Source organism: Eisenbergiella tayi, assembly GCF_001881565.1.
Classification (GTDB): domain Bacteria; phylum Bacillota; class Clostridia; order Lachnospirales; family Lachnospiraceae; genus Eisenbergiella; species Eisenbergiella tayi.
Genome location: NZ_MPDJ01000007.1, coordinates 80,634 through 101,580 on the forward strand (window position 1 = coordinate 80,634; position 20,947 = coordinate 101,580).

Here is a 20,947-nt window from a genome sequence, read left to right on the forward strand (position 1 = left end):
CAGGCCGCACTTAAAATAAGGGGGAAGAAGCAGCGGGCTGCTTCTTCACTGGGACACGAAGTGTCCCATGCTCTCCTTCCGCGGCCAACGGCCGCGCTTAAAATTACTTCACAGAAATATTTTCTCCCTTAAGGCCAATATGGCATCCTTCAGGAAGACCGCCCTCGGCATGGCCGATGAGCCATTTGTTCTTCGCTGTGATCAGTGCATCTTCTCCGCCGGCGAAGTGGTTCTCATCAGTCGGAAGATTGGTTCCATCAGGAAGAACGATTGCACAGCGGAAACCGCCTTCCCCGCTGTTGCAGGGTGCATAATGCAGGGTTGTTGCGTACAGTTCAACCGCAACTCCCTTGGGAAGCAAAAAGGCTTCCACCTTGGAGGTGTCATAGGTATAGTCCTCCTCAACATCCGCCTGCCAGCCAAGCAGCAGAATCAGATCCGATGCAGCCACATCGATTTCAGATGTCCTGTGATATTCCAAAGCATTCAGCTTATAATTGTTTCCATTACAGAATCCAATCTGAATAGGCATCTCGCCGTAGGTCACATCCTGAAGCTCCTTATATACAGGAAGAGCTTCCAGCTCAGGAACACTGGGTTCATATACCACCTCTGCGGTGCAGGGAGTCTTTTCCAGTTCCTCCACAAGAGCCGTAAAGTCCACGTTTTTCACTACTTTTCCGTATTTACGGAATGCAGCGTCCGTTACTTTCTTAATTTCCATCCTTCTTTCCTCCTTTCCTTTTCTTCATCCATTTAACTTCCAGCCATCTGTTATCGGCATTGGAAACACTTGAAAATAGCAGCTGCCCGGTAAAGCTTCCTTACCGGTATTCCTTAAATGATTTTATCAAAAAGCTCCTTGCATGCAGGATAAATCTGCCTGAACTGCTGGTATCTCTCTTCGTATTTAGCGGTGAGCTCCGGATCGGGTTCCACCGTTCCCACAACCTTAACCAGCTTGTCCACCGCTTCCTCCACGCTTGCAAATTCTCCACATCCTACTGCTGCCAGAATAGCGCCGCCATAGCCGGGTCCTTCCTCGCTTTCAATCATATCTACCTTAATGCCAAGCACATTTGCCATGATCTTTTTCCAGAGAGGGCTCTTCGCTCCTCCGCCGCAGATTTTGGTTCTTTCAATATGAATTCCCAGGGATTTGGCGACCTCGAAGGAATCCCTCAGCGCGAAGGCAACGCCTTCCAGCACAGCCTGGGTCATGTCGGCTCTTGTCGTGTCCATGGTCATCCCGATGAAGGTTCCTCTCGCATTGGGATTATTATGAGGAGAACGCTCTCCCATCAGATAAGGAAGGAAGAATACATGGTTTTCACCAAGTCCTGTAATCTCCGCCTGTTCTTTGGCATAATCGGAGGTTCCTATGATATCATCCATCCACCATTTATTGCAGGATGCGGCGCTGAGCATGCAGCCCATCAGATGATACTTCCCATCTGCATGCGCAAAAGCATGCAGTGCATTATTGCTGTCCACACAGAAGCTTCTGGAGGATATAAAAATGGTTCCGCTGGTTCCCAGGGAGATATTGCACATGCCATCCCCTACGGTACCGGTTCCCACAGCGGCTGCCGCATTGTCACCGGCTCCGGCAATTACCTTCACATCAGCGGAAAGTCCCAGTTCTTCTGCAATTTCAGGAAGGAGGGTTCCCACCACTTCATAGCTTTCAAAGATCTGAGCCAGCTGCTCTTTACGGATTCCGCAGATTTCGCACATTTCATCAGACCAGCAGCGGTTCTTCACATCAAGCAGCAGCATGCCGGAGGCATCGGACACGTCCGTGCAGTGAACGCCGGAGAGCTTATATGCCAGATAATCCTTAGGCAGCATGATTTTTTCTATTTTTGCAAAATTCTCAGGTTCTTTGTTCTTCATCCACAGAATCTTCGGTGCCGTAAAGCCTGCAAATGCAATATTTGCCGTATATTCAGACAGCTTATCCTTCCCGATCACCTGGTTCAGATAGTCGGTTTCCTCGCCGGTTCTGCCGTCATTCCAAAGAATGGCAGGCCGGATTACCTTATCCTCCTTGTCCAGTACCACCAGTCCATGCATCTGACCGCCGAAGCTGATGCCCGCAATCGAAGCTTTGTCACAATCCGATACCAGTTCCTTTAATCCCGCCATGGTCTGCTCAAACCAATCCTCCGGTTTCTGTTCAGACCAGCCCGGATGAGGGAAAAACAAAGGATATTCCTTTGACACAATCTTCTTGATCGCTCCCTTTTCATCCATCAGCAGAAGCTTAACCGCCGATGTTCCAAGATCCACGCCTATGTATAACATTTTTGCGCCTCCCGTCCTTTCTTCTCCTGTTTGCCTGTTTTACATATCCGCAGCCGCTGTCCCCTCTTTCATTTCTTAAGAACCTGATGCCGGCCGCTCTCTATGTTCCGTCTTACGTGCCCGTGCACGTTACTTTTATGATAAATGATTTTCATCTAAAAATCAATGGGGTTTGTAAATTTCGTAAAAATTCACAATTCACCTTTGTTTTAAGGGGTTCTTCGCTTCCTTTTTTGTTGATTCTGCCGTTTCGTGTTGCACGCACACGGTTTCCGGAGTTCTCAAATTGACTTTGCCTCTTATTTATGATACGGTTAATGAGAATGATCGCAGGAATAAATCGGAAGCAGAGGTGAACAAGAGATGGCTACCATAAAGGAAATCGCCGAACTGGCCGGTGTCTCAAGAGGTACGGTGGATCGCGTCCTGAATAACCGTGGATCGGTGAATCCCCGCACCGCCAGGAAAATCCTGGAAATAGCCCAGGCCCTTGATTATAAACCAAATAAAGCAGGCATTGTCCTTGCCGCCCAGAAAAAAAATCTGAAAATCGGTGTTATCCTTTTCGATACGGGGAATCCATTTTTTGATGATGTCCTGGAGGGCGTGAACCGGAAATCCAGAGAACTTGGCGGCTATAACTGTTCCGTCCTCGTCAGCAGGGTCGGTTTTGATCTGGAGGCCCAGCTGCGTGCCATGGATGAAATGGTTTCTCAGGGAGTCAACGGCATTGTGCTCTCTCCATATAATGATCCTCTCATCTGTGATAAGATAAATGAACTGAATGCGCGGGAAATTCCGGTGATCACCACCAATACCGACATCGAGAATTCCAGCAGACTCGCCTATGTAGGCTGCAATTTCTACCGTTCCGGAGAAACGGCTGCAGGCCTTATGCACTTAATTGCGGGGGATGAGGTCTATGCCGGCATTGTCACCGGCTCTTCAAAGGTTCTCTGCCATACGGACCGTATCGCCGGCTTCCGGGACCGGATCCAGTCCCATTATCCGGGAATACGGATCGTTGACACCATCGAAAACAGTGACGATGAATTCGAAAGCTATGATCGCACGCTGCGTCTTTTAAAGGAGCATCCGGAAATCAACGGCCTCTATTTCGCCGCAGGAGGCGTCTATGGCGGCTGCCGGGCGGTACTCGCCGCAGGCAGGAAGGATATCACCATTATTTCCTGCGATAAGGTTTCCACCACGAGGGAAATGGTCCTTCAGGGAGTTATCGCCGCCACCATCTGCCAGCAGCCTCTTATCCAGGGCACCAAACCGCTGGATCTGATGTTCTCCTGCCTGACCACAGGGGAAAAGCCGGAAAAAGAATATCATTATACTACCGTTGATATCCGTATCCGCGAAAATATTTAAAAAATTGTAGTATAACCTGCCAATCGGGGCGATAGAATTTCATATAAGGAACGCTACAAATGATTTGTGTGTTCCAGCACCGATGATCTGGAAATGCCGTTTGACGCCTTTTCGACACCTGTATCCGATGGGACTTATAAAATGCAGTAAAAAAATATAAAGCTCTGCGTGAGTTAAAGGAAAATATCATTGTTTTTCCTGCCTGAGCCCTTTTCTTTTTTCGGGGCTTCTGCATCTTTTTCTGTCTGTTCTTCCTACTTCTATTTAAAATGGTTGGAAAATATTTGAAATCTGCTGTCAAATAATTTTCCGTTGGCGTTATCCTTGTAAATACGCTTAAACAATCAGTCAGTTTCTTCAATGCGGCGTTCCGTTTGTGTCCGTTGCCGCCGCTTCAAACTTTTACTCTTGCAGGACTGCTTATAGGTCTTGAAGTTTACCGTATACTCTTAATACTCCGGGCGTTCTAAAATATCGGCTACTGTTTCCGTTTTCCAACAATATGGATTATTAGGCAATTGCTTTCTGATTGCTCTGCCTGTCCGCTGAAAATGGATAGTAGGCGTTATAACTCTTTCAGAATACGGGCAATCTGAGACAGCCCGTAACCATCTAAGCAGGGTGTAAATATCCGCTTGACTACTTCTGCGGCTTCACTATCCCACTCCCCCATTGTCTATACCTTTTATTTAGCCGTGGAGTGAGTTAGTACAGAGGGGTTACCATAATTCCTTCACACTCTACACAATCAGCCATTAGTGCTTTTACTGAACTATTTTTTACTATTTGTAAAGACGGTGAAATCTGTTTATGGTATTTTTTAATGACAACATTCAAGACCATCAAAAAGTGCAGCTTATCAGAGTTATCTTCAAGTTCTGGTTTGACAGGCAACAAACAGATAGACCGCCGACGCCCTTCATTCGTTATAGAATGTTACGTAATAGGCGTTGTTTTTCTCTTTATTTATATGGTTTTGCAGACACGATACCGGCATAGGTAAGGATTTTATATTCCCACCCTTGAAAATGCCGTTCTACTGTGTAACATTCGCTAAGTGTGATTCATAATGACGACACTTTCGCTTGTATTTATAGTCACTACACATTATAATAATTTTATCAAATTGGAGGTGTTTATAGTGGGAGAAATTTTACAAGGCTCAAAATTTGAAAAAGATTTTATCGAACGCACATACGCAAGTATCGTTTCAGATATATCTATTGCTTTCTCGGAACTAGTTGCCAATTCCTGGGATGCTGGGGCAACCTCTGTTTTAATAACGCTTCCAGATAAAAAAGGTGATTTTATTGTTATTGAAGATAATGGGTCTGGAATGACTGACAAAGAATTCCAGCAAAGGTGGATGACGATTGCATATAACAGAGTAGCCCATCAAGGTGAATTTATTGAATATAATTCCTCCAAAGGCAAGGCAAAGAGATTAGCTTATGGGCGAAATGGCGTAGGCCGTCATTCTATGCTATGCTTTGACAGTAGTTATCAGGTTGAAACATGGAGAGAGGGAAAGTGCAATAAGTATGTAATAAGTGTAGATGGGGGAGATTCTGCATTCTCAGTGGTAGAACATACAACCACTGAGAAATCCGGAAGTGGTACGCGCCTAACTGTAAAAGCAGTAAAGAAAACGCCCCGCAAATCAGAAGTCATGCAGACATTAGGGTATCGGTTTTTGTTTGATCCAGAATTTTCTGTTTTCGTTAATGATGAAAAAATAGAATTTCAAAATAATATTGCTCCAGTTGTTAGTAAACAAATCCCTTTGAAATTAAGACCTTATGTTGAGGTTTCCATTTATCAAATTCCAGATGGTGAAAAAACTACCGCTACGAACGGTATTGCTTTTTGGGCAGGGACAAGACTCATTGGTAATCCATCGTGGAACATTGGAAATATTCGTGTTGAAGATGCTCGGCGGAAGTTTGCTTTACGACATTTAATTGTCGTGCAAGCCGATTGCTTAATTGATGATGTGCATTATGATTGGTCGTGTTTTAATATCACAGAGCCTGTTAGAGAAGCTTTTGCTGCTGTTACCCGCTTTGTTAGAGATTTCCGCAATGGTTATTATAAAGGAAAAGTAACAGAAGTCAAAAAAGAAGTTATTCGAAAAAACATTGACAGAATAGAAACTTTGCCGATTCCTGCTTTGTATGAATTGAAAGGATTTTTTGAAAATTATTTGGAGCAACGTCCTGAAATTGATATTGAAGAACTAAATATCATTATCAATGCTCTTGTATCTGTATTGCAATCACGCAACGGAATGTCATTACTGGAAAAATTATCAGCGATGGACCTAGAAGATATTGACACTTTAAATGAAGTTCTCAACGAATGGTCTATATCTGATATCCGGACTGTCTTAGATGAAATTGACCAAAGGCTAAAAGTTATTAGTGCAATAGAGCAACTTTGTAATGACCGAACTACTGATGAGCTTCATGTTTTACATCCACTTGTTAGTCAAGCAAGGTGGCTATTTGGAATAGAATTTGATAATCCTAACTACACTTTTAATAAGGCACTTACAACAGTCCTAAAAACGTTATTACAAAGTCAACGCAAGGAAAATATAGATATAGAGTGGGCAAAACGACCTGATTTAGCTATTGGTAGTGACTTTACTCTTAGTTCTGTTTGTGTAGAAGATGTAGATGAAAATGAGATTTTTATAGTAGATAAAATACTAATTATTGAACTTAAAAAGGGTGGTTTTACTATTGGAAGGCAGGAAATGAATCAAGCCGAAGAATATATTGATGCAATTTATAAAGGTAACAAGCTAAATTGCAAACCTAAAATAAAAGCCTTTGTTGTTGGAGATACTGTTTCTCCATCCATAAGCACTAAAAAGACACAAGAAGATTATGGAGAAGTTTATGCCTATACTTATAAGCAATTAGTGCAAACGGCAGGGAAAAGGCTTTTTAATCTGAAAGACAAATTAACTGTAAGGTATCAGGAGCTAAATGCTAAAGATTATCTGGCTGAAATTTTAGGCGAACCCCGCCAAATGAACTTGCCTATTGCAGAATAAATAATAAAAAATACGGGCGCACCACGCTTTTATCAATGGTGTGCCCGTATTTTGATCCTGCAATGGCAACTACCCTATTTTAGGTTGTTGATTAATACTGTTTTATCAGTAGCTGCCTTTAAGAACATGGTTGTATTGTCTGGAACAGGCCACTTTCCCGATGCTGGGAATATAGTCTAAACACTATTCATCCTGCATTTTGAAAAGCCGCATCAGCGGGCATAGAGTTCCAGCTTTTAACTTCTCCACGAATTACCAGACGCTTATTATCTTCGTCAAACTGGAAATCTTTTAATTTGCGTTAGCTTCCGCTCCCCAAATCAACCGTTTTATCACCATCTACACAGAGTAATAAAAACAATCCGACAAAAGATACTAATTTCACATGTCTTTCTGTCCGAAGAATATGTTCCCTGCCCGGCATCGGACTACCGACACTTTTATAATCGTATGGAAAATTCATTTTTACCGGCCGGGCGCCGCCCTATGCCAGCCTTCCCCGAATGGCCCCCGCCGCCCAGAATATAAGGTACATAGCAATATCCACAATCACGATACTCGCTCCCGCCGGGGTTGCCAGCAGAAAGGAAACCGTCATTCCCAGCACGAAGCTGATGACCGAAACCGCTACCGCACAAAGGATCACACTTCGGTAATGTTTGCAGACCCGCATAGCCGTCAGCGCCGGGAAGATAATCAGGCTGGAAATCAGGAGCGCTCCCATCATCCGCATGCCCAGCACAACCGTAACCGCCGTCAGCACAGCCAGAAGCATATTGTAGAGTCCGGTACGGATTCCCGTGGCCCTGGCAAAAACAGTATCAAAGGTCACTGCAAAGATCTTATCATAAAAAAACAAATACAGCACAAGCACAATAACCGACAGCACCGCACTCAGCACCACATCGCTTTTGCTCATGGCCAATATGGAACCGAACATATAGCTGTTCAGATCCGAATTCATGCCCGTCGTGACGGAAACCACCATCACACCGACCGCCAGCGCACCCGTGGAAATCATGGCAATAGCCGCGTCCCCCTTCAGCTTCCCGCTGTCACTCAGACGCAGCAGGATAAAAGCCGCAAGTACCACCACCGGAACGGCGACCGCCAGCGGAGCCATATGCAGCGCCGAAGCCACCGCCAAAGCCCCGAAGCCCACATGGGAAAGTCCGTCCCCTATCATGGAATAGCGCTTCAGAACCAGGCTCACCCCCAGGAGGGATGCACACAGCGACACCAGAATTCCTACCAGAAATGCCCGCTGCATAAAAGGATAAGAAAACATTCTCCCAATGTATTCAAGCATCTGTCAGACCTCCCAGAAATTTTTTTCCCAAACTGCTCTTCTCATAATCCTGTGTGGTTCCGAAATAATATCCCCCATGGGATAAATGCAGGATATGGTCCGCATGTTCCACAGCTTCCCTGATATCGTGTGAAATCATGATGACCGTAATCCCATGCTTTCCGTTCAAAGCATCCAGCACACCATAGAATTCCTCAGCCGCCACCGGATCCAGCCCTGTTACAGGCTCGTCCAGCAGAAGCAGCCGTTTCGTAGCACAAAGGGAACGGGCCAGGAGCACTCTCTGTCTCTGTCCTCCTGAAAGATCCTGGAAGCTCTTGTTTTTCAGTCCGCTGATATTCAGCAGCTCCATATTCCCAAGCGCCCTTTTTTTCTCCTCCGCACCGAAACCGGGCTTCATTCCTCTGCTGTTCAGGCATCCGGACAAAACCACCTCATACACCGAGGCCGGAAAATCCCTCTGTACCGCATCCTGCTGGGGAACATAACCAATCTCCGCGCTCTTCAGCCCGTCTCCGGTAACAATCGTCCCTCTGTAAGGCTTCTTCAAGCCCAGAAGCCCTTTCATTAAAGTGGTTTTTCCCGTACCGTTCTCTCCGATAATGCACAGATAATCCCCGGCATCCACCTGAAAGCTCAGTCCGGACACCACGATCTGATTCTCATATGCAAAAGCAACATCCTTGCAGATGATATACGACATAATCTCTATCCCTTCATTCGTTGAGAGCCTTGTCCAGCTGCTCCAGGTTTTGTCTCATCAAAGACAGGTAAGTCTCTCCCCGCTCCATCTCTTCTCTGGTCAGGGTATGGCAGGAGTGAAGCATCGCTGTTCTGGTTCCCGTCACCTCCGCAATCGCTTCGGCTACCTTTCCATTGGACATCTCCAGCCGGAATACCACTGGGATCTGTTCGTGCTCCACTTCATCTGTCAGAAAAGCTATCGTAGCCGCGCTTGGCTCCGTTTCCGAACTGCAGCCCGGAAAAGCGGCATAATAAGAAAGGCCGTAATTCTTCACAAGATAAAGGAAGGGAAAACGGTCTCCGAATACCAGTGTATGGCGTTTTGCGTTTTCCGCCATCTGACGGTAATCCTGATCAAGCTGTCTCAGTTCTGCCAGATAAGCCTCCGCATTTTTCTCAAAAACAGCTTTTCTCTCCGGATCCAGGGAGATCAGCGTGTCTCTGATTTTTTCCACAAGAAGAATGGCATTGGCAGGCGAGGTCCAGACATGCTCGTCATATTCCCCATGCTCCAGATGGACGCCCTCCTCTTCTTCATGTTCCTCGTGATCATGCCCTCTTACCTGCATTCCCTCCAGGCTTTCCTCCTCAAGAGGCTCCACCCAGGAAAGAAGGCTGTGCGAATATACATCCCCATCATTTCCGGCAAGAAGCTCCTCCACCCACACATCGGATTCGCCCCCTGCATAGAGGAACAGGTCACTTTCCGTAATCCGGATGATATCCCTGGGCGAAGGCTCATAGGAATGGGCTTCCATTCCGGGCTTCAGCAGCATATTCACTTCCACATATTCGCCGCCTATACGGCGGACAAAATCAAAGGGAGGAAAGATAGTCGTTATTACCTGTACCTTCGGCCTGCCGTCAGGAGCTGTTTCCTGCGCCGCCTCCTGCTGTCCGTTCCGGCCGCAGCCGTACAGTGTCAGTATCAGCAGGAGAAGCAGAGACGCAGAAAAAATGATTCCTGTCCGTTTCTTTTTCATTTTTTACCTTTTCTGTATTCAGAAGCCGACTTCTTCAATTCTTCCAAAGTGTCATAGAATTTATGGGAAGTCATGGTCGGATTACCCTTTAACAAATTTCTCTTGAAAAAGCTGTGGATAAAGGACTGCTGGTTTTCCTCTCCGACACGCCTGCTGCCTATAAACTTATCACGCAGCTCGACAATTTCTTCCATCTTTTCCCGAAGCAGCTCGGAACCGGGAATCGCATCCCTGAGCTGAAGGAAGGTGTCTTCGATTGCAGACGCAAGTTCTTCCATACGCTCTTCCCGTTTTTCTCTTTTTATTTCCCGATCGTTATTAGCCACCGCAATAATTACATCCAGACGCTTCTGCAGACGTTCCAGCTCCTGTCTGGCCTGCTCTGCCTTAATAAGGATATCCCGCAGATCCATGGCAGCCTGGAAGGACGTAACAAAATCCGCGATAAAAAGTACGGATATGACCGCCACAGCCAGCACCAGAACTCTTGGCGGAATCATCATGGCAAGACTTTCCACCGGTTTATGGATGAACTGGGTCATCAGAATCGTAAGAAGCCCCCAGCACAGGGAGGACTCCAGACAAATCTGGCCCCTGAAATTAAATTTCTTATGAGAGTAATCCCAATAACGTACCTTAAACAGCGCTTCCATAATCACACCGGTCACATATTCCAGCACGGTGGCACCTAAACAGCCCGCTATAAATATCCCTGCCAGGTTTCCTTTCATGGGGCTGGAAACCAGAAGCATCATAATTGCGCCGGAACCGTACAATGGAAGGAACGGCCCGCGGATAAATCCCCTGTTTACCAGTTTTTTCTGACAAATGGATACGTAGGTTGATTCAAAACACCATCCGAAGAAGCAGTAAAAATAGAAAAAGAAGATCCACTGCGATAACGTATAATGATACATCCAAAAATTCCTCCCCTGTTTTCCTTTTACCGGTATACGCCTGCGGAAACATTCAGCCTGCCCTTCCTTGTTTCCCCAAGGGCGCCATAATAAAGAAATCTTCCATAGCCTCTGGCGCTTACCCTGTCGCCGCTTTTCAGCTGGCAGCTGTTGTTTTCACACAGCCTTCCGTTGACATACACTTTTTTCGTCCGGAATAATTCAAGGCTCTGGTTCCTTGACAGCTGCCAGAGCTTTGCCAGTACGGCGTCGGCCCGTTCGCTGGAAACAATGAGCGAAATTTTCTCCGGTTCCCTCACCGGGAGCTCCATCCCCTGCTCCACGATTTCACAGCGTACATTGGTATGCCTCACCTTATTCAGATTCTCACAGATATAAGGAGCTATCCGCTGTGTACAGTAAAGCCAGGCGCTTTTCCCCTCCAGGAAAATATCTCCCACCGTACTTCTGTCGATCCCCAGATTCATCACCGCCCCCAGGAAATCCCTGTGGGTGAAATTATCCGCGAATTTCTCCAGCAAAGGACTGATTTTCAGAACCTCAACAGGAAAAGGCTCCTCATATCCCAGTTCTTCCGGAGAGCCGAATCTTGCCATCTGTCTTTCACAGCCTTCCCCTCCGCCGGAAAGGCTGAAGGTATAGCTTTTATTTTTCTGCATCGCCTCAAACAGAGCTTCCTGCTCTGCCATGGACAGGAAGCCCGTAAAGGTATATATATTCTGTGCGTATGACTTTTCCGCCAGTTCCAGAAAACGCTTCTTCAGCTGCAGCAAGTCCTTATCTGTTTCCGCCGACATTCCTATCTCCTAAACGAAACTGATGACTTTATCTTTGGGAGCCTTGGCCTTCAGTACACTGGTGGCATGCAGAACCGGCCCTTCTCCGCCGTAATCCGCCCAGAATTCCTTTTCCACCCTGGCGGTCACCTTCACCCAGTCCTGCTCCCGGAATTTTTCCGCTTCTCCGGAAACGCAGACGAAACCGAGAAATGCCATATCCTCCGCGCAGCAGGTCATAGCCATACGGCCCGGCACAAACCTGTCTTTGGGAAAACCGTCCGGCTTCATCACCATAGCTGTAAACTGCACATTTTTCCCCACATACCGATCCAGATGATCCAGGGAATCGATATACCAGATACCATAGCCCATGTCGTCCAGCACAATGGGATCGCTGTTCAAATCGAAGGGAAGATCCTCTTCAAATATCTCGTCGATTTCCCCGTTGCTGTCCTCAAAGATAATATCCGCCTGCTGGTTGATCGCCTTTACATTACGCTTATAGCTGTTCAGATCCTCAATGCCGTCGCAGCGGTTGAAAATGATCATTTCTGAAGCGCGCAGCATCTCCGCAAGCAAAGATTTCATATTGGTAAAATACATGGTAAAGGTGGAGGCGTCAATTGTGGTAATCTGCTGCTCCACGCGCCAATGCCAGGGAAGCTTCATGTTCTTAAAATTCCACATGCCGTTATATTCAATGATAATCCTCTCCGGCTTCACCTTTTTTTCAAGCTCCAAGAGCTTCTCCGGCGTAAAATCCTCTTCCTGTTCCATCAGCTCCAAACAGGCATTGCTGCGTTTCAGCAGCGCCGGATCATACTCATTCTCTCCTTCTTCGCAGAGAATGATCAGGGTTTTCCCCTTTATCTGAAAATATGGCTGATCCAGCGTATAGGTTATAAATTCCGTTTTTCCGCTTTCCAAAAAGCCATTGATAATATATACAGGTTTCATTCTTTATTCCCATCCATGCGCACAGCACGCATCCTGCCTTTCGTAAAAATAGAACCGCCAAGGGCGTATTTAATTCTTTTTAGCGAACAGCTCCGCCAGGGCGTCTTCCTTCAGTTCGGAACCGATAACACAGAACTTACCGGTCACATCCGGTTTTCCTTCCCTCACATTGCTTTCGCCGGGTACATAATCAAAGTATACCCAGGTTTCATCCCCCGCAGGCACCATTCCTTTAGCCCGGAGCACAAAACCGTATTTCTTTTCATCTTCCAGTTCTTCCAGGATCCCGGATATCTCATCCTGGGTGTAAGAAGCGGGTGTCTGCATTCCCCAGCTGGTAAACACCTCATCCGCATGATGATCATGACCGCAGCCGCAGCTGCATTCCTCTCCGTGATGATGCCCGTCATGATCGTGGTGGTCATGGCCGCAGCCGCAGTTCTCGTCATGATGGTGCTCGTGATCATGGCCGCAGCAGTCCTCGTCATGGTGATGCTCATGGTCATGACAGCCGCATTCTTCATCATGGTGATGCTCGTGGTCATGATGGTGTTCATGATCATGATGATGTTCATGCTCCTCCAGCACCTCCTCCATAAGCTCCTTCTCCAGATCCACTGCACCTTCAATGGTTTCCAGAATATCCATGCCGTTCAGCTGCTCCAGCGGAGTGGTAATAATAGTCGCCTTGCTGTTATGTTCCCGGATCAGGGCGACCGCCTGCTCAATTTTAGCCTGGGAGGCTACATCGGTCCGGCTCAGGATAATCGTTCCTGCATGCTCAATCTGGTTAATGAAGAATTCACCGAAGTTCTTGATGTAAAGCCTGCACTTGGAGGCGTCAACTACCGCAACTGCGCTGTTTAATGTGACCTCTTCCCCCATATCCACATTCTGTACCGCCCTGATAACATCGGAAAGCTTGCCTACGCCTGAAGGCTCAATAAGAATTCGCTCCGGATGGTATTTATCCATAACCTCCTTCAGTGAGGTACCGAAATCACCTACCAGGGAACAGCAGATACAGCCGGAATTCATTTCCTTAATTTCTATGCCCGATTCCTTCAGGAATCCGCCGTCGATACCGATTTCCCCGAACTCGTTTTCAATCAATACCACCTGGCTTCCTGCCAGCGCTTCTTTCAGAAGCTTCTTAATTAATGTTGTCTTTCCTGCTCCCAGAAATCCTGAGAAAATATCTATTTTTGTCATATTACACCTCTTTCTCCGTTCCGGCAGACCGGCCTGCCCAAAAAACCAATTTCCTGCTCACGGCCAAATCCGGCTCCTTTACGGCCTGTTATTATAAAAGCAATCCTCTGCCCTTTCCCTGTCCGAAGTGAAAAAGACATCCTCTATATTTTGCCCCGTTTTCCTTCACTTGTCAACCACAGCACGCCCGGCGATTCCCGTTTTAATGATAAAATTTTTATTAAGTACGGATTCCCGCTCCTGCAAAAGCCGTCATTTATAATCTTCCGTATCCCTTTTTACTCCGAATACTTCCTCATACCCCTCATTTATTGTTTCCATGGAAAAAGCGGCCGTACTGTTCCCGCTGCCGCCTTCCAGCATCCCCGCCAGATTTCCGTAACAGTCAAATATGCCTCCTCCCGACATCCCCGGCTGCGATTCGCACTCCAGAACCATGACATCCGCTCCGAACTCCTCACGGTACCAGGCTTTTTCCTTCAATGTCCCTCTTCGGAGCTGATCCCCCACGCCATTTTCCGAACAGCCAAGCGCCAGAAGACTGCTGCTGCCGTCCAGCGTATCAAAAATCCGCTGATGAAGGCTGACCACCGTTGCTTTCTGACCGGCCTCTTCCAACCAGCTTACCGGAACTGTCACGAACGCCATATCCTTCTCTCCGCAGATCCCCGCCAGTTCACCGGACGTTTCCCTTCCCCCCGGGAAAATAACACCGAGAAGCCGCCCTTCCTCAAGCAGATGCCCGCTGGTTGCTATCACAATACGTTCCTCATCTCCGTCCCAGATGATACCACTGCCAAAATAAACATTTCCATTATGTTCCGTTTCCAGCCTTACAATACTCTGTACCGCCATCTCACGCGCCTTTTCCTCATTCTCCCCCTCCAGGCTTTCCGCAAAAACGACCCACTCCCGTTCCTCCCCCTGCACCACTTCATTCAGGCTTTCTTTCTCTTCCATTGGCTCCATCCTGCTGTTTTTACAGCTTCCCAGCAGCAAAGCTGCTGCTCCCAGCAATATACATATCCCCCATTTACCTATACTTTTCATCTATACTCCCATTCGCCCGTCCAAACCGCGGCTTTATTAACCCTCACCATAGCCCATATGCTTTTCATAAGAACGAAAAAGAACAGGACACTGGCCTGTTCTTCCTGAAGGAAGCCGGATACCCACTCATATGAGATCCGGACTCAATTGAACGTCAAATATCCTGCAGCAAGCTGACCGGATCTTCAACCCTCGCGGCAATCGCCAAATGGATAATAAACCTCTGGTTCTATCCAAATACATCCCTTTGGATCATTGTCCACGGAAATAAGCAAAACTGTAAGCCGGGTTATGTCGAGAATAATCATCTATCTAGGACTGCCGTCGCCGGCAGCCTCAAGCGACCTACCTGAAAGCAGGCCGGGCAAGCCTGTCGCTCTCTGTTTGGTCTTGCTTCGGATGGGGTTTACATGTGCCCCGTCTGTTACCAGACGGGCGGTAGTCTCTTACACTGCCTTTCCACCCTTACCAGGCATTCCCCGAAGAGAAGCCCTTTCCGCCGATGGCGGGGCGGTATATTTCTATTGCACTGGCCTTGGAGTCACCTCCACCGGACGTTATCCGGCATCCTGCCCTGCGAAGCCCGGACTTTCCTCACCTGCCGCAGCCCGAAGGCATAAGCAGCCGCGATTATTCATCTTACTTATTTTCCGCGGAACTTTGTTCCATGGAACCTGGTTCCATGTTATACTATATCTTTTTTCCTCCCGCTTGACAACCCTAAAAATCAAACAGGCTCATCTGCGTTCCCGCCAGCTTATCCTCAAACCGGCTCAGATACCTGAAAATTTCATCCGCATCACAGACAATCCCCTGCTCCTTACACACCCTGCGCAGAAGCTTCATAAGCTCCGCCTGATTCGGGGAAGGAACCTCATAGGCATCCCCGTAGGTCTTCACATACCTCTCCCGAAGCCCCGGAAAATGCTCATCCAGCTTCCGGTAAAAATACTGCCTGTCCCCGTCCCGCAGAGTAACCCCCATACCAAAAGTGAGAATCCCATAAGTCTTAGCCCGGCAGCAGTACTCCAGCAGCCCTCTGATATTCTCCTCCGTATCATTGATAAAAGGAAGCACCGGCGTCATCCAGCAAACCGTAGGAATCCCCTCATCCCGCAGAATCTCAAGCACCTCCGCCCGCCTCCCGGAAGTACACACATTTGGCTCAATCACCCTGCACAAATCCTCATCATAAGTCGTCAGCGTAATCTGCACCACACACTTTGTCTTCCGGTTAATACGCTTCAGCAAATCCAAATCCCGCAATATCAAATCCGACTTCGTCTGTATAGCCACCCCAAAACCATATTCATCAATCAGCTCCAGACACCTGCGCGTAAGCCCCAGCCTCTTCTCCAGATGCAGATAAGGATCACTCATCCCACCCGTACCGATCATACACCGCTTCCGCTTCCCCCGCAAAGCCTGCTCCAACAGCTCCGCCGCATTCCGCTTAACCTCGATATCCTCAAAAGGCCTGTCCGGATGCACCTGATAACAGCTGCTCCTCGCATCACAATAAATACACCCGTGAGTACACCCTCTATAAAGATTCATCCCGTTCCCCCCGGAAAGAATCGCCTTCACCTCAACCTCAAACATACCCTTCTTCCCCTATACACCCTTGCCTGCCGCGGAAACAGGCAGGAGACGGCACCCTCTGCCGGGGCGGGACACAAGGCCCACACACCACAGCTTGTCTATACGCGGAAGCAGCTGCCTCCGACAAACTCACGGACAATCGAATTGTTCGGCAGATTTTCACTGCTCACCCCAAGGAAATACTCCAGGAATTTAAGAAGCCTTTTCGCTTCAAAATACTCCGGTTCGTCCTTTCCCACGCTGTAAAGCAGAGGCTCCGCAAACTGCTTGAGCACGGCAAGTTCGTATAAAAGGGCAGAATTGAACATGGCGTCCGCACTTTCCTGGAAAGGAAAGATATTTTCCTCTTCTCCCCTGCGCACGGAGGCCCACATACGCAGTGTATGGGTCGCAGACGCCCCTCTGGTCCTGGCATCTCTCACCATCCTGCGGATCAGCCTGCCGTCAGTCGTCGCTATCCGGTTATGGTCATCTACATTCAGGCTGGTAAGGGCGCTGATGTAAATTTTATATTTGCTCTTCAGCGGAAGGGAATGGGACAGCTGATCGTTAAGCCCGTGAATTCCTTCAATAACCAGAATATCCTCCGGCCCCAGCTGCAGATAATCCCCTTTATACTCTCTCAGCCCTGTTTTAAAATTAAATCGGGGCATTTCCACCCTTTTTCCCGCGAGCAGATCAACCATATCACTGTTGAACTGTTCCACATCTATGGCTTCCAGACATTCATAATTATAATTGCCGTCTTTGTCCCGGGGCGTATTTTTCCGATCCACAAAATAGTCATCCACCGCAATGGGATGAGGCACCAGTCCGTGTGTTTTCAGCTGAATGGACAGCCTGTGGGAAAAAGTGGTCTTTCCGGAAGAGGAAGGGCCTGCTATCATAACAAATTTCACATTGTCACGCTTTGCAATATCTCCGGCAATTTCGGCAATCCTGCGTTCCTGGAACGCTTCCTGCACCAGAATCATTTCCGCAAGATCTCCTTCGCAGATCTTGTCGTTCAAATCTGCCACTGTCTCAATCCCCATCTGTTCTCCCCAGTAATTGGAACGCTCCATGGTATGGAACAGCTTTTCCCTGGGTTCAAAGCTGCCCATCGTCTCCGGATCCCAGCGATCCGGAAGCATGAGAATCATTCCCTCCTTATAGGGAAGCAGATCGAAATACTGCAGATAGCTGGTATCCGGCACCATATAGCCGTAATTATAGTCATAATACCCGTCCAGGCAGTAAACGTTAATATAAGAGCCTCTCCGATAGCGGAACAGCCTGACCTTATCATCCATTCCCTGTGCTTCGAAAAGCGCGATCGCCTCGTCCGTGGGATAAGCCTTCTTGGTAATGGGAAGACCGGCCGCAACCATTTCTGCCATCCGTTCTTTTACCCTGTCAACGAATTCGGCCTCCATCTGCCGCTCTTCTTCTCCGTCTGCTATCACCACCCGTTCCGCCAGTCTTCCTTTAGGAACACAATAGAGCCCGCGGCCAATCGTGAATTCCACGGATACCTCACCCTCTTCAGGAGATCCCGCCACGTCACTGATGGCTTTTATGAGCAGCATCACGGCGCTGCGGACATAAGTATCATGCCCGACCCTGTCTGAAAGTGTCTGGAAAGTGACGGTTACATCCTTATCCACCTTTTTATGAAGCTCCTTGATCTTCCCTCCCGCAACGGCAAGGATGATTCTGTGTTCATATTCCTGCTGATGTTCCTGTGCCAGTGTTTCATAGGTGATTCCGTCTTCATATTCTCTGCATGTGCCATTCACCGTTACTTTAACCATATTTCAAACTCCTCTGTTCATGACTATTCATACCAAAAAGGTTCCTGCTGTCTTGCGGATAAAAGATGGATCGAGGGAAGCTCCCTGCTTAAAAATTCCTTCATGTAGGGAACAAAAATCTGCTCCACACCGAAATGTCCCGCATCAATAATGGTCAGTCCCTGTTCCAACGCGTCTGTTCCGTCATGATGCCCGATATCGCCGGTAATATATACATCAGCGCCCGCCCTTACCGCCTGGCGGATATAATCCTTACCCGCTCCGGGCACCACGGCGGCCTTTCGGACCTTCCTGTCTTCTTCCCCGAACACCTTCACCGTATCCAAGTCAAAGGTCTCTTTTACATAGGAGGCACATTCCCGCAGCGTCATGCATTCCGGCAGAATGCCCACTCTGCCGATTCCCTCCTGGGAAAGCTCATCTTCAAAGGTGATCTCCAGGACACTGCGTTCCTCCAAAGCCAGACGTTCCGCCGCTTCATCCCCCATTCCCATCACATCAAAATTGGTATGGCTGGCATAGCAGCAGATATCGTTGACTATCAGCTTGATAATCCGTTTCCCGGTAAAATCCTCCGCCGTTATCCTGTTTTGGGGCGAAAAAATCAGGGGGTGATGTGTGAGCAGCATATCCGCTCCCGCCAGCACAGCCTGATCAATAACCGCGTCCGTGGCATCCAGCGCAATCATTACGGATTCCACTTCCCGTTCCCGGCTTCCCACAAGAAGCCCCACATTATCCCAGCTTTCCGCAAAGGAAAGAGGGGACAGTTCTTCCAGTTTCGCCATTATCTCACTGCATTTCATAGGCTTTTCTCCTTATACAGCAAAAGCAGCTGTTCCAGCAGCCGCCGTTCCTCCTTCAGCTGTGCAAGCCGCTTTCCGGTCTTATCCGAATATCCTGCATCATCCTTTTGTCCGTCAATCCCCTTCAGAATGCCGGCTGTTTTGTCCAGACAATCCTCCAGATATGAAAAAAGGACCGGATTCCGGCGGATGAGCAGCCAGGAGCCGTATCTGTCACCGGCCTGTTCCCATTCTGTTTCCGAAAATACCGGCCGGTTCCTGAAAAAACTGCGGGCCTCCTCCTCAAGCCTGCCGACAGGGAAGCCTTCCGGCAGATTCCTGAGATTCACAGCCTTCATTACAGCATAATATTTTCCTTCTTCCCAAATCATATTCTCATCTGTAATGAAATATCCTAAATTTCTTAAAGATTTTCTCACCAGCCAGGGCTCTGACTGAGGCTGAAGAATGACCCAGCGCATCCCTGCCAGCTTCTCTGCACCTTCCTCCAGTATTTTCACCGTCAGCCTGCCGCCCATTCCCGCTGCCAGCAGCGTATCCGCTTCCGGCCTTCCCCCGCGGCAGGGAAGGCCGGAAAGTCCGTCGGAAAGCCTTACATCTATGTATGCGGCAAGCCCATATTCTTCCACGTGCTCTCTGGCCCGCTCCAGGGGGCCTTCGTTCACATCCATGGCAAACACATGGGGTGAGATCCCGTTTTGGATCAAATATATCGCCACATACCCATGGTCACATCCCACATCCGCCGGTATACTGCCTTTTTCTACCATAGATGCGACCATATGAAGTCTTTTTGACAATTCCATATTCTTTTTCCTTAATCCAGATAATCCTTCAGCTTACGGCTGCGGCTGGGATGACGGAGCTTGCGGAGAGCCTTGGCTTCGATCTGACGGATACGTTCACGGGTAACGTTGAATTCCTTGCCCACCTCTTCCAGGGTTCTGGCTCTTCCGTCATCCAGGCCAAAACGCAGGCGAAGCACCTTCTGTTCTCTTTCCGTCAGCGTACCCAGAACCTCGTTCAGCTGTTCCTTTAACAGGGAGAAGGCCGCCGCATCCGCAGGTACCGGCACATTGTCATCCTGGATAAAATCGCCCAGGTGGCTGTCTTCTTCTTCACCGATAGGCGTTTCCAGAGAAACCGGCTCCTGGGATATTTTCAGGATTTCCCGGACTCTTTCCACAGGCATGCTCATTTCTTCCGCAATTTCTTCCGGAGTAGGTTCACGCCCCAGCTCCTGAAGCAGCTGTCTGCTCACCCGGATAAGCTTGTTGATCGTTTCCACCATATGCACCGGGATACGGATGGTTCTCGCCTGATCGGCAATGGCTCTGGTGATCGCCTGACGGATCCACCATGTGGCATAGGTGGAGAATTTATAGCCTTTGGTATAGTCAAATTTTTCCACCGCCTTAATCAGGCCCAGGTTTCCTTCCTGTATCAGATCCAGGAACAGCATCCCTCTACCCACATATCTTTTGGCAATGCTGACCACCAGACGCAGGTTGGCTTCTGCCAGACGCTTCTTGGCTTCCTCATCTCCCACTTCCATTCTCTGCGCCAGATCAATTTCCTCTTCCGCAGAAAGCAGGGGCACCTTTCCAATTTCCTTCAGATACATACGCACCGGATCTTCAATGCTGATTCCGTCAGGAACGGTAAGGTCGATATTTTCCATATCCACCTCATCCTCTTCAGACAGAATGATTTCCTCGTCGGGAATATCATCGTCATCCTCCGTAATACGCAGTACATCCACATTACTCTGCTCCAGCAGCTCCAGCAGTTTATCAAACTGATCCTCATTCAGCTGCAGATCGGCAAAATAATCGCTGATCTCCTGGTACTCCAGAATATTCTTCTTCTTTCTGGCAACGCCGATAAGGCCTCTTACCCTTTCCAGAAACTTGGCTTCCGCCGCGGCTTTCTCTTCCGGAGTCATTTCGGTTTCATTCGGGGTATTTGTCTTCTTTGCCTCATCTGCTTTTTCCTGTGTCTTTTTGCCCATTCTTTGTCCATCCTTCCTGCGCATGTTAATATTGTT

At 48.1% G+C, this 20,947-nt stretch carries 18 protein-coding genes and 1 other RNA gene; 2 read left to right on the forward strand and 17 right to left on the reverse strand.

From position 1 onward, the window contains the following. Positions 1-103 precede the first annotated feature (103 nt). Positions 104-724 carry a DUF4867 family protein gene (locus BLA28_RS24175; protein WP_009250173.1) on the reverse strand — a complete coding sequence of 207 codons (621 nt, stop codon included), beginning with the start codon at positions 722-724 and terminating at the stop codon, positions 104-106. Between the two features lie 113 nt (positions 725-837). Next, positions 838-2,307 (reverse strand): xylulokinase, encoded by a 1,470-nt coding sequence (xylB, locus tag BLA28_RS24180; protein ID WP_069158452.1) that lies wholly within the window; start codon positions 2,305-2,307, stop codon positions 838-840. Between the two features lie 363 nt (positions 2,308-2,670). Between xylB and BLA28_RS24185 the strand changes: the two genes are divergently transcribed. After that, a complete protein-coding gene (locus tag BLA28_RS24185; RefSeq protein WP_069154463.1) occupies positions 2,671-3,687 on the forward strand; it encodes a LacI family DNA-binding transcriptional regulator in 1,017 nt (338 codons plus the stop codon). A gap of 565 nt (positions 3,688-4,252) precedes the next feature. Here the strand turns inward: BLA28_RS24185 and BLA28_RS34830 are convergent. After that, positions 4,253-4,360: a recombinase family protein gene (locus BLA28_RS34830; RefSeq protein ID WP_242880628.1), complete on the reverse strand. Its 108-nt coding sequence runs from the start codon at positions 4,358-4,360 to the stop codon at positions 4,253-4,255. A gap of 468 nt (positions 4,361-4,828) precedes the next feature. On the opposite strand from BLA28_RS34830, the gene BLA28_RS24190 reads away from it, so the two are divergent. Next, positions 4,829-6,748: an ATP-binding protein gene (locus BLA28_RS24190; RefSeq protein ID WP_069158453.1), complete on the forward strand. Its 1,920-nt coding sequence runs from the start codon at positions 4,829-4,831 to the stop codon at positions 6,746-6,748. A gap of 484 nt (positions 6,749-7,232) precedes the next feature. On the opposite strand, the gene BLA28_RS24195 is transcribed toward BLA28_RS24190, so the two are convergent. The 14 genes from BLA28_RS24195 to rpoD form a co-directional block, all read right to left on the reverse strand. Continuing rightward, a complete protein-coding gene (locus tag BLA28_RS24195) occupies positions 7,233-8,057 on the reverse strand; it encodes a metal ABC transporter permease (protein WP_016359814.1) in 825 nt (274 codons plus the stop codon). Continuing rightward, positions 8,050-8,760 carry a metal ABC transporter ATP-binding protein gene (locus BLA28_RS24200; protein ID WP_016359815.1) on the reverse strand — a complete coding sequence of 237 codons (711 nt, stop codon included), beginning with the start codon at positions 8,758-8,760 and terminating at the stop codon, positions 8,050-8,052. The genes BLA28_RS24195 and BLA28_RS24200 overlap by 8 nt, the downstream gene beginning before the upstream one ends. A 13-nt stretch (positions 8,761-8,773) precedes the next feature. Then, positions 8,774-9,784, reverse strand: a complete 1,011-nt coding sequence (locus BLA28_RS24205; protein ID WP_069158454.1) for a metal ABC transporter substrate-binding protein — start codon at positions 9,782-9,784, stop codon at positions 8,774-8,776. Then, entirely contained in the window at positions 9,781-10,701 is a 921-nt protein-coding gene (locus BLA28_RS24210) for a putative ABC transporter permease (RefSeq protein WP_044971592.1), read from the reverse strand. The genes BLA28_RS24205 and BLA28_RS24210 overlap by 4 nt, the downstream gene beginning before the upstream one ends. Before the next feature lie 26 nt (positions 10,702-10,727). Next, positions 10,728-11,498, reverse strand: coding sequence for a YlmH/Sll1252 family protein (locus BLA28_RS24215; RefSeq protein ID WP_071699527.1), 771 nt, complete (start codon positions 11,496-11,498; stop codon positions 10,728-10,730). Positions 11,499-11,507: 9 nt separating this feature from the next. Then, positions 11,508-12,437 (reverse strand): TIGR03943 family putative permease subunit, encoded by a 930-nt coding sequence (locus BLA28_RS24220; protein ID WP_071699528.1) that lies wholly within the window; start codon positions 12,435-12,437, stop codon positions 11,508-11,510. 69 nt (positions 12,438-12,506) lie between these two features. After that, positions 12,507-13,649: a GTP-binding protein gene (locus tag BLA28_RS24225; RefSeq protein ID WP_071699529.1), complete on the reverse strand. Its 1,143-nt coding sequence runs from the start codon at positions 13,647-13,649 to the stop codon at positions 12,507-12,509. 252 nt (positions 13,650-13,901) lie between these two features. Further along, a complete protein-coding gene (locus tag BLA28_RS24230; protein WP_071699530.1) occupies positions 13,902-14,699 on the reverse strand; it encodes a S1 family peptidase in 798 nt (265 codons plus the stop codon). A gap of 264 nt (positions 14,700-14,963) precedes the next feature. Beyond that, positions 14,964-15,345, reverse strand: an RNA gene (rnpB, locus tag BLA28_RS24235) — RNase P RNA component class A. Between the two features lie 74 nt (positions 15,346-15,419). Then, on the reverse strand, positions 15,420-16,301 hold the full coding sequence (locus BLA28_RS24240; RefSeq protein WP_071699531.1) for an SPL family radical SAM protein: 882 nt from the start codon (positions 16,299-16,301) through the stop codon (positions 15,420-15,422). A gap of 98 nt (positions 16,302-16,399) precedes the next feature. Then, a complete protein-coding gene (locus BLA28_RS24245; protein WP_071699532.1) occupies positions 16,400-18,094 on the reverse strand; it encodes a nucleoside kinase in 1,695 nt (564 codons plus the stop codon). Positions 18,095-18,117: 23 nt separating this feature from the next. Next, the gene (locus tag BLA28_RS24250; RefSeq protein ID WP_071699533.1) at positions 18,118-18,900 is read right to left on the reverse strand and encodes a Nif3-like dinuclear metal center hexameric protein; all 783 of its coding nucleotides are present in this window, start codon (positions 18,898-18,900) and stop codon (positions 18,118-18,120) included. Beyond that, positions 18,897-19,706 carry a class I SAM-dependent methyltransferase gene (locus tag BLA28_RS24255; protein WP_071699534.1) on the reverse strand — a complete coding sequence of 270 codons (810 nt, stop codon included), beginning with the start codon at positions 19,704-19,706 and terminating at the stop codon, positions 18,897-18,899. Before BLA28_RS24255 ends, BLA28_RS24250 begins: the two co-directional genes overlap by 4 nt. Before the next feature lie 11 nt (positions 19,707-19,717). Continuing rightward, positions 19,718-20,911, reverse strand: a complete 1,194-nt coding sequence (gene rpoD, locus BLA28_RS24260; protein ID WP_009250189.1) for an RNA polymerase sigma factor RpoD — start codon at positions 20,909-20,911, stop codon at positions 19,718-19,720. Between the last annotated feature and the right edge of the window lie 36 nt (positions 20,912-20,947).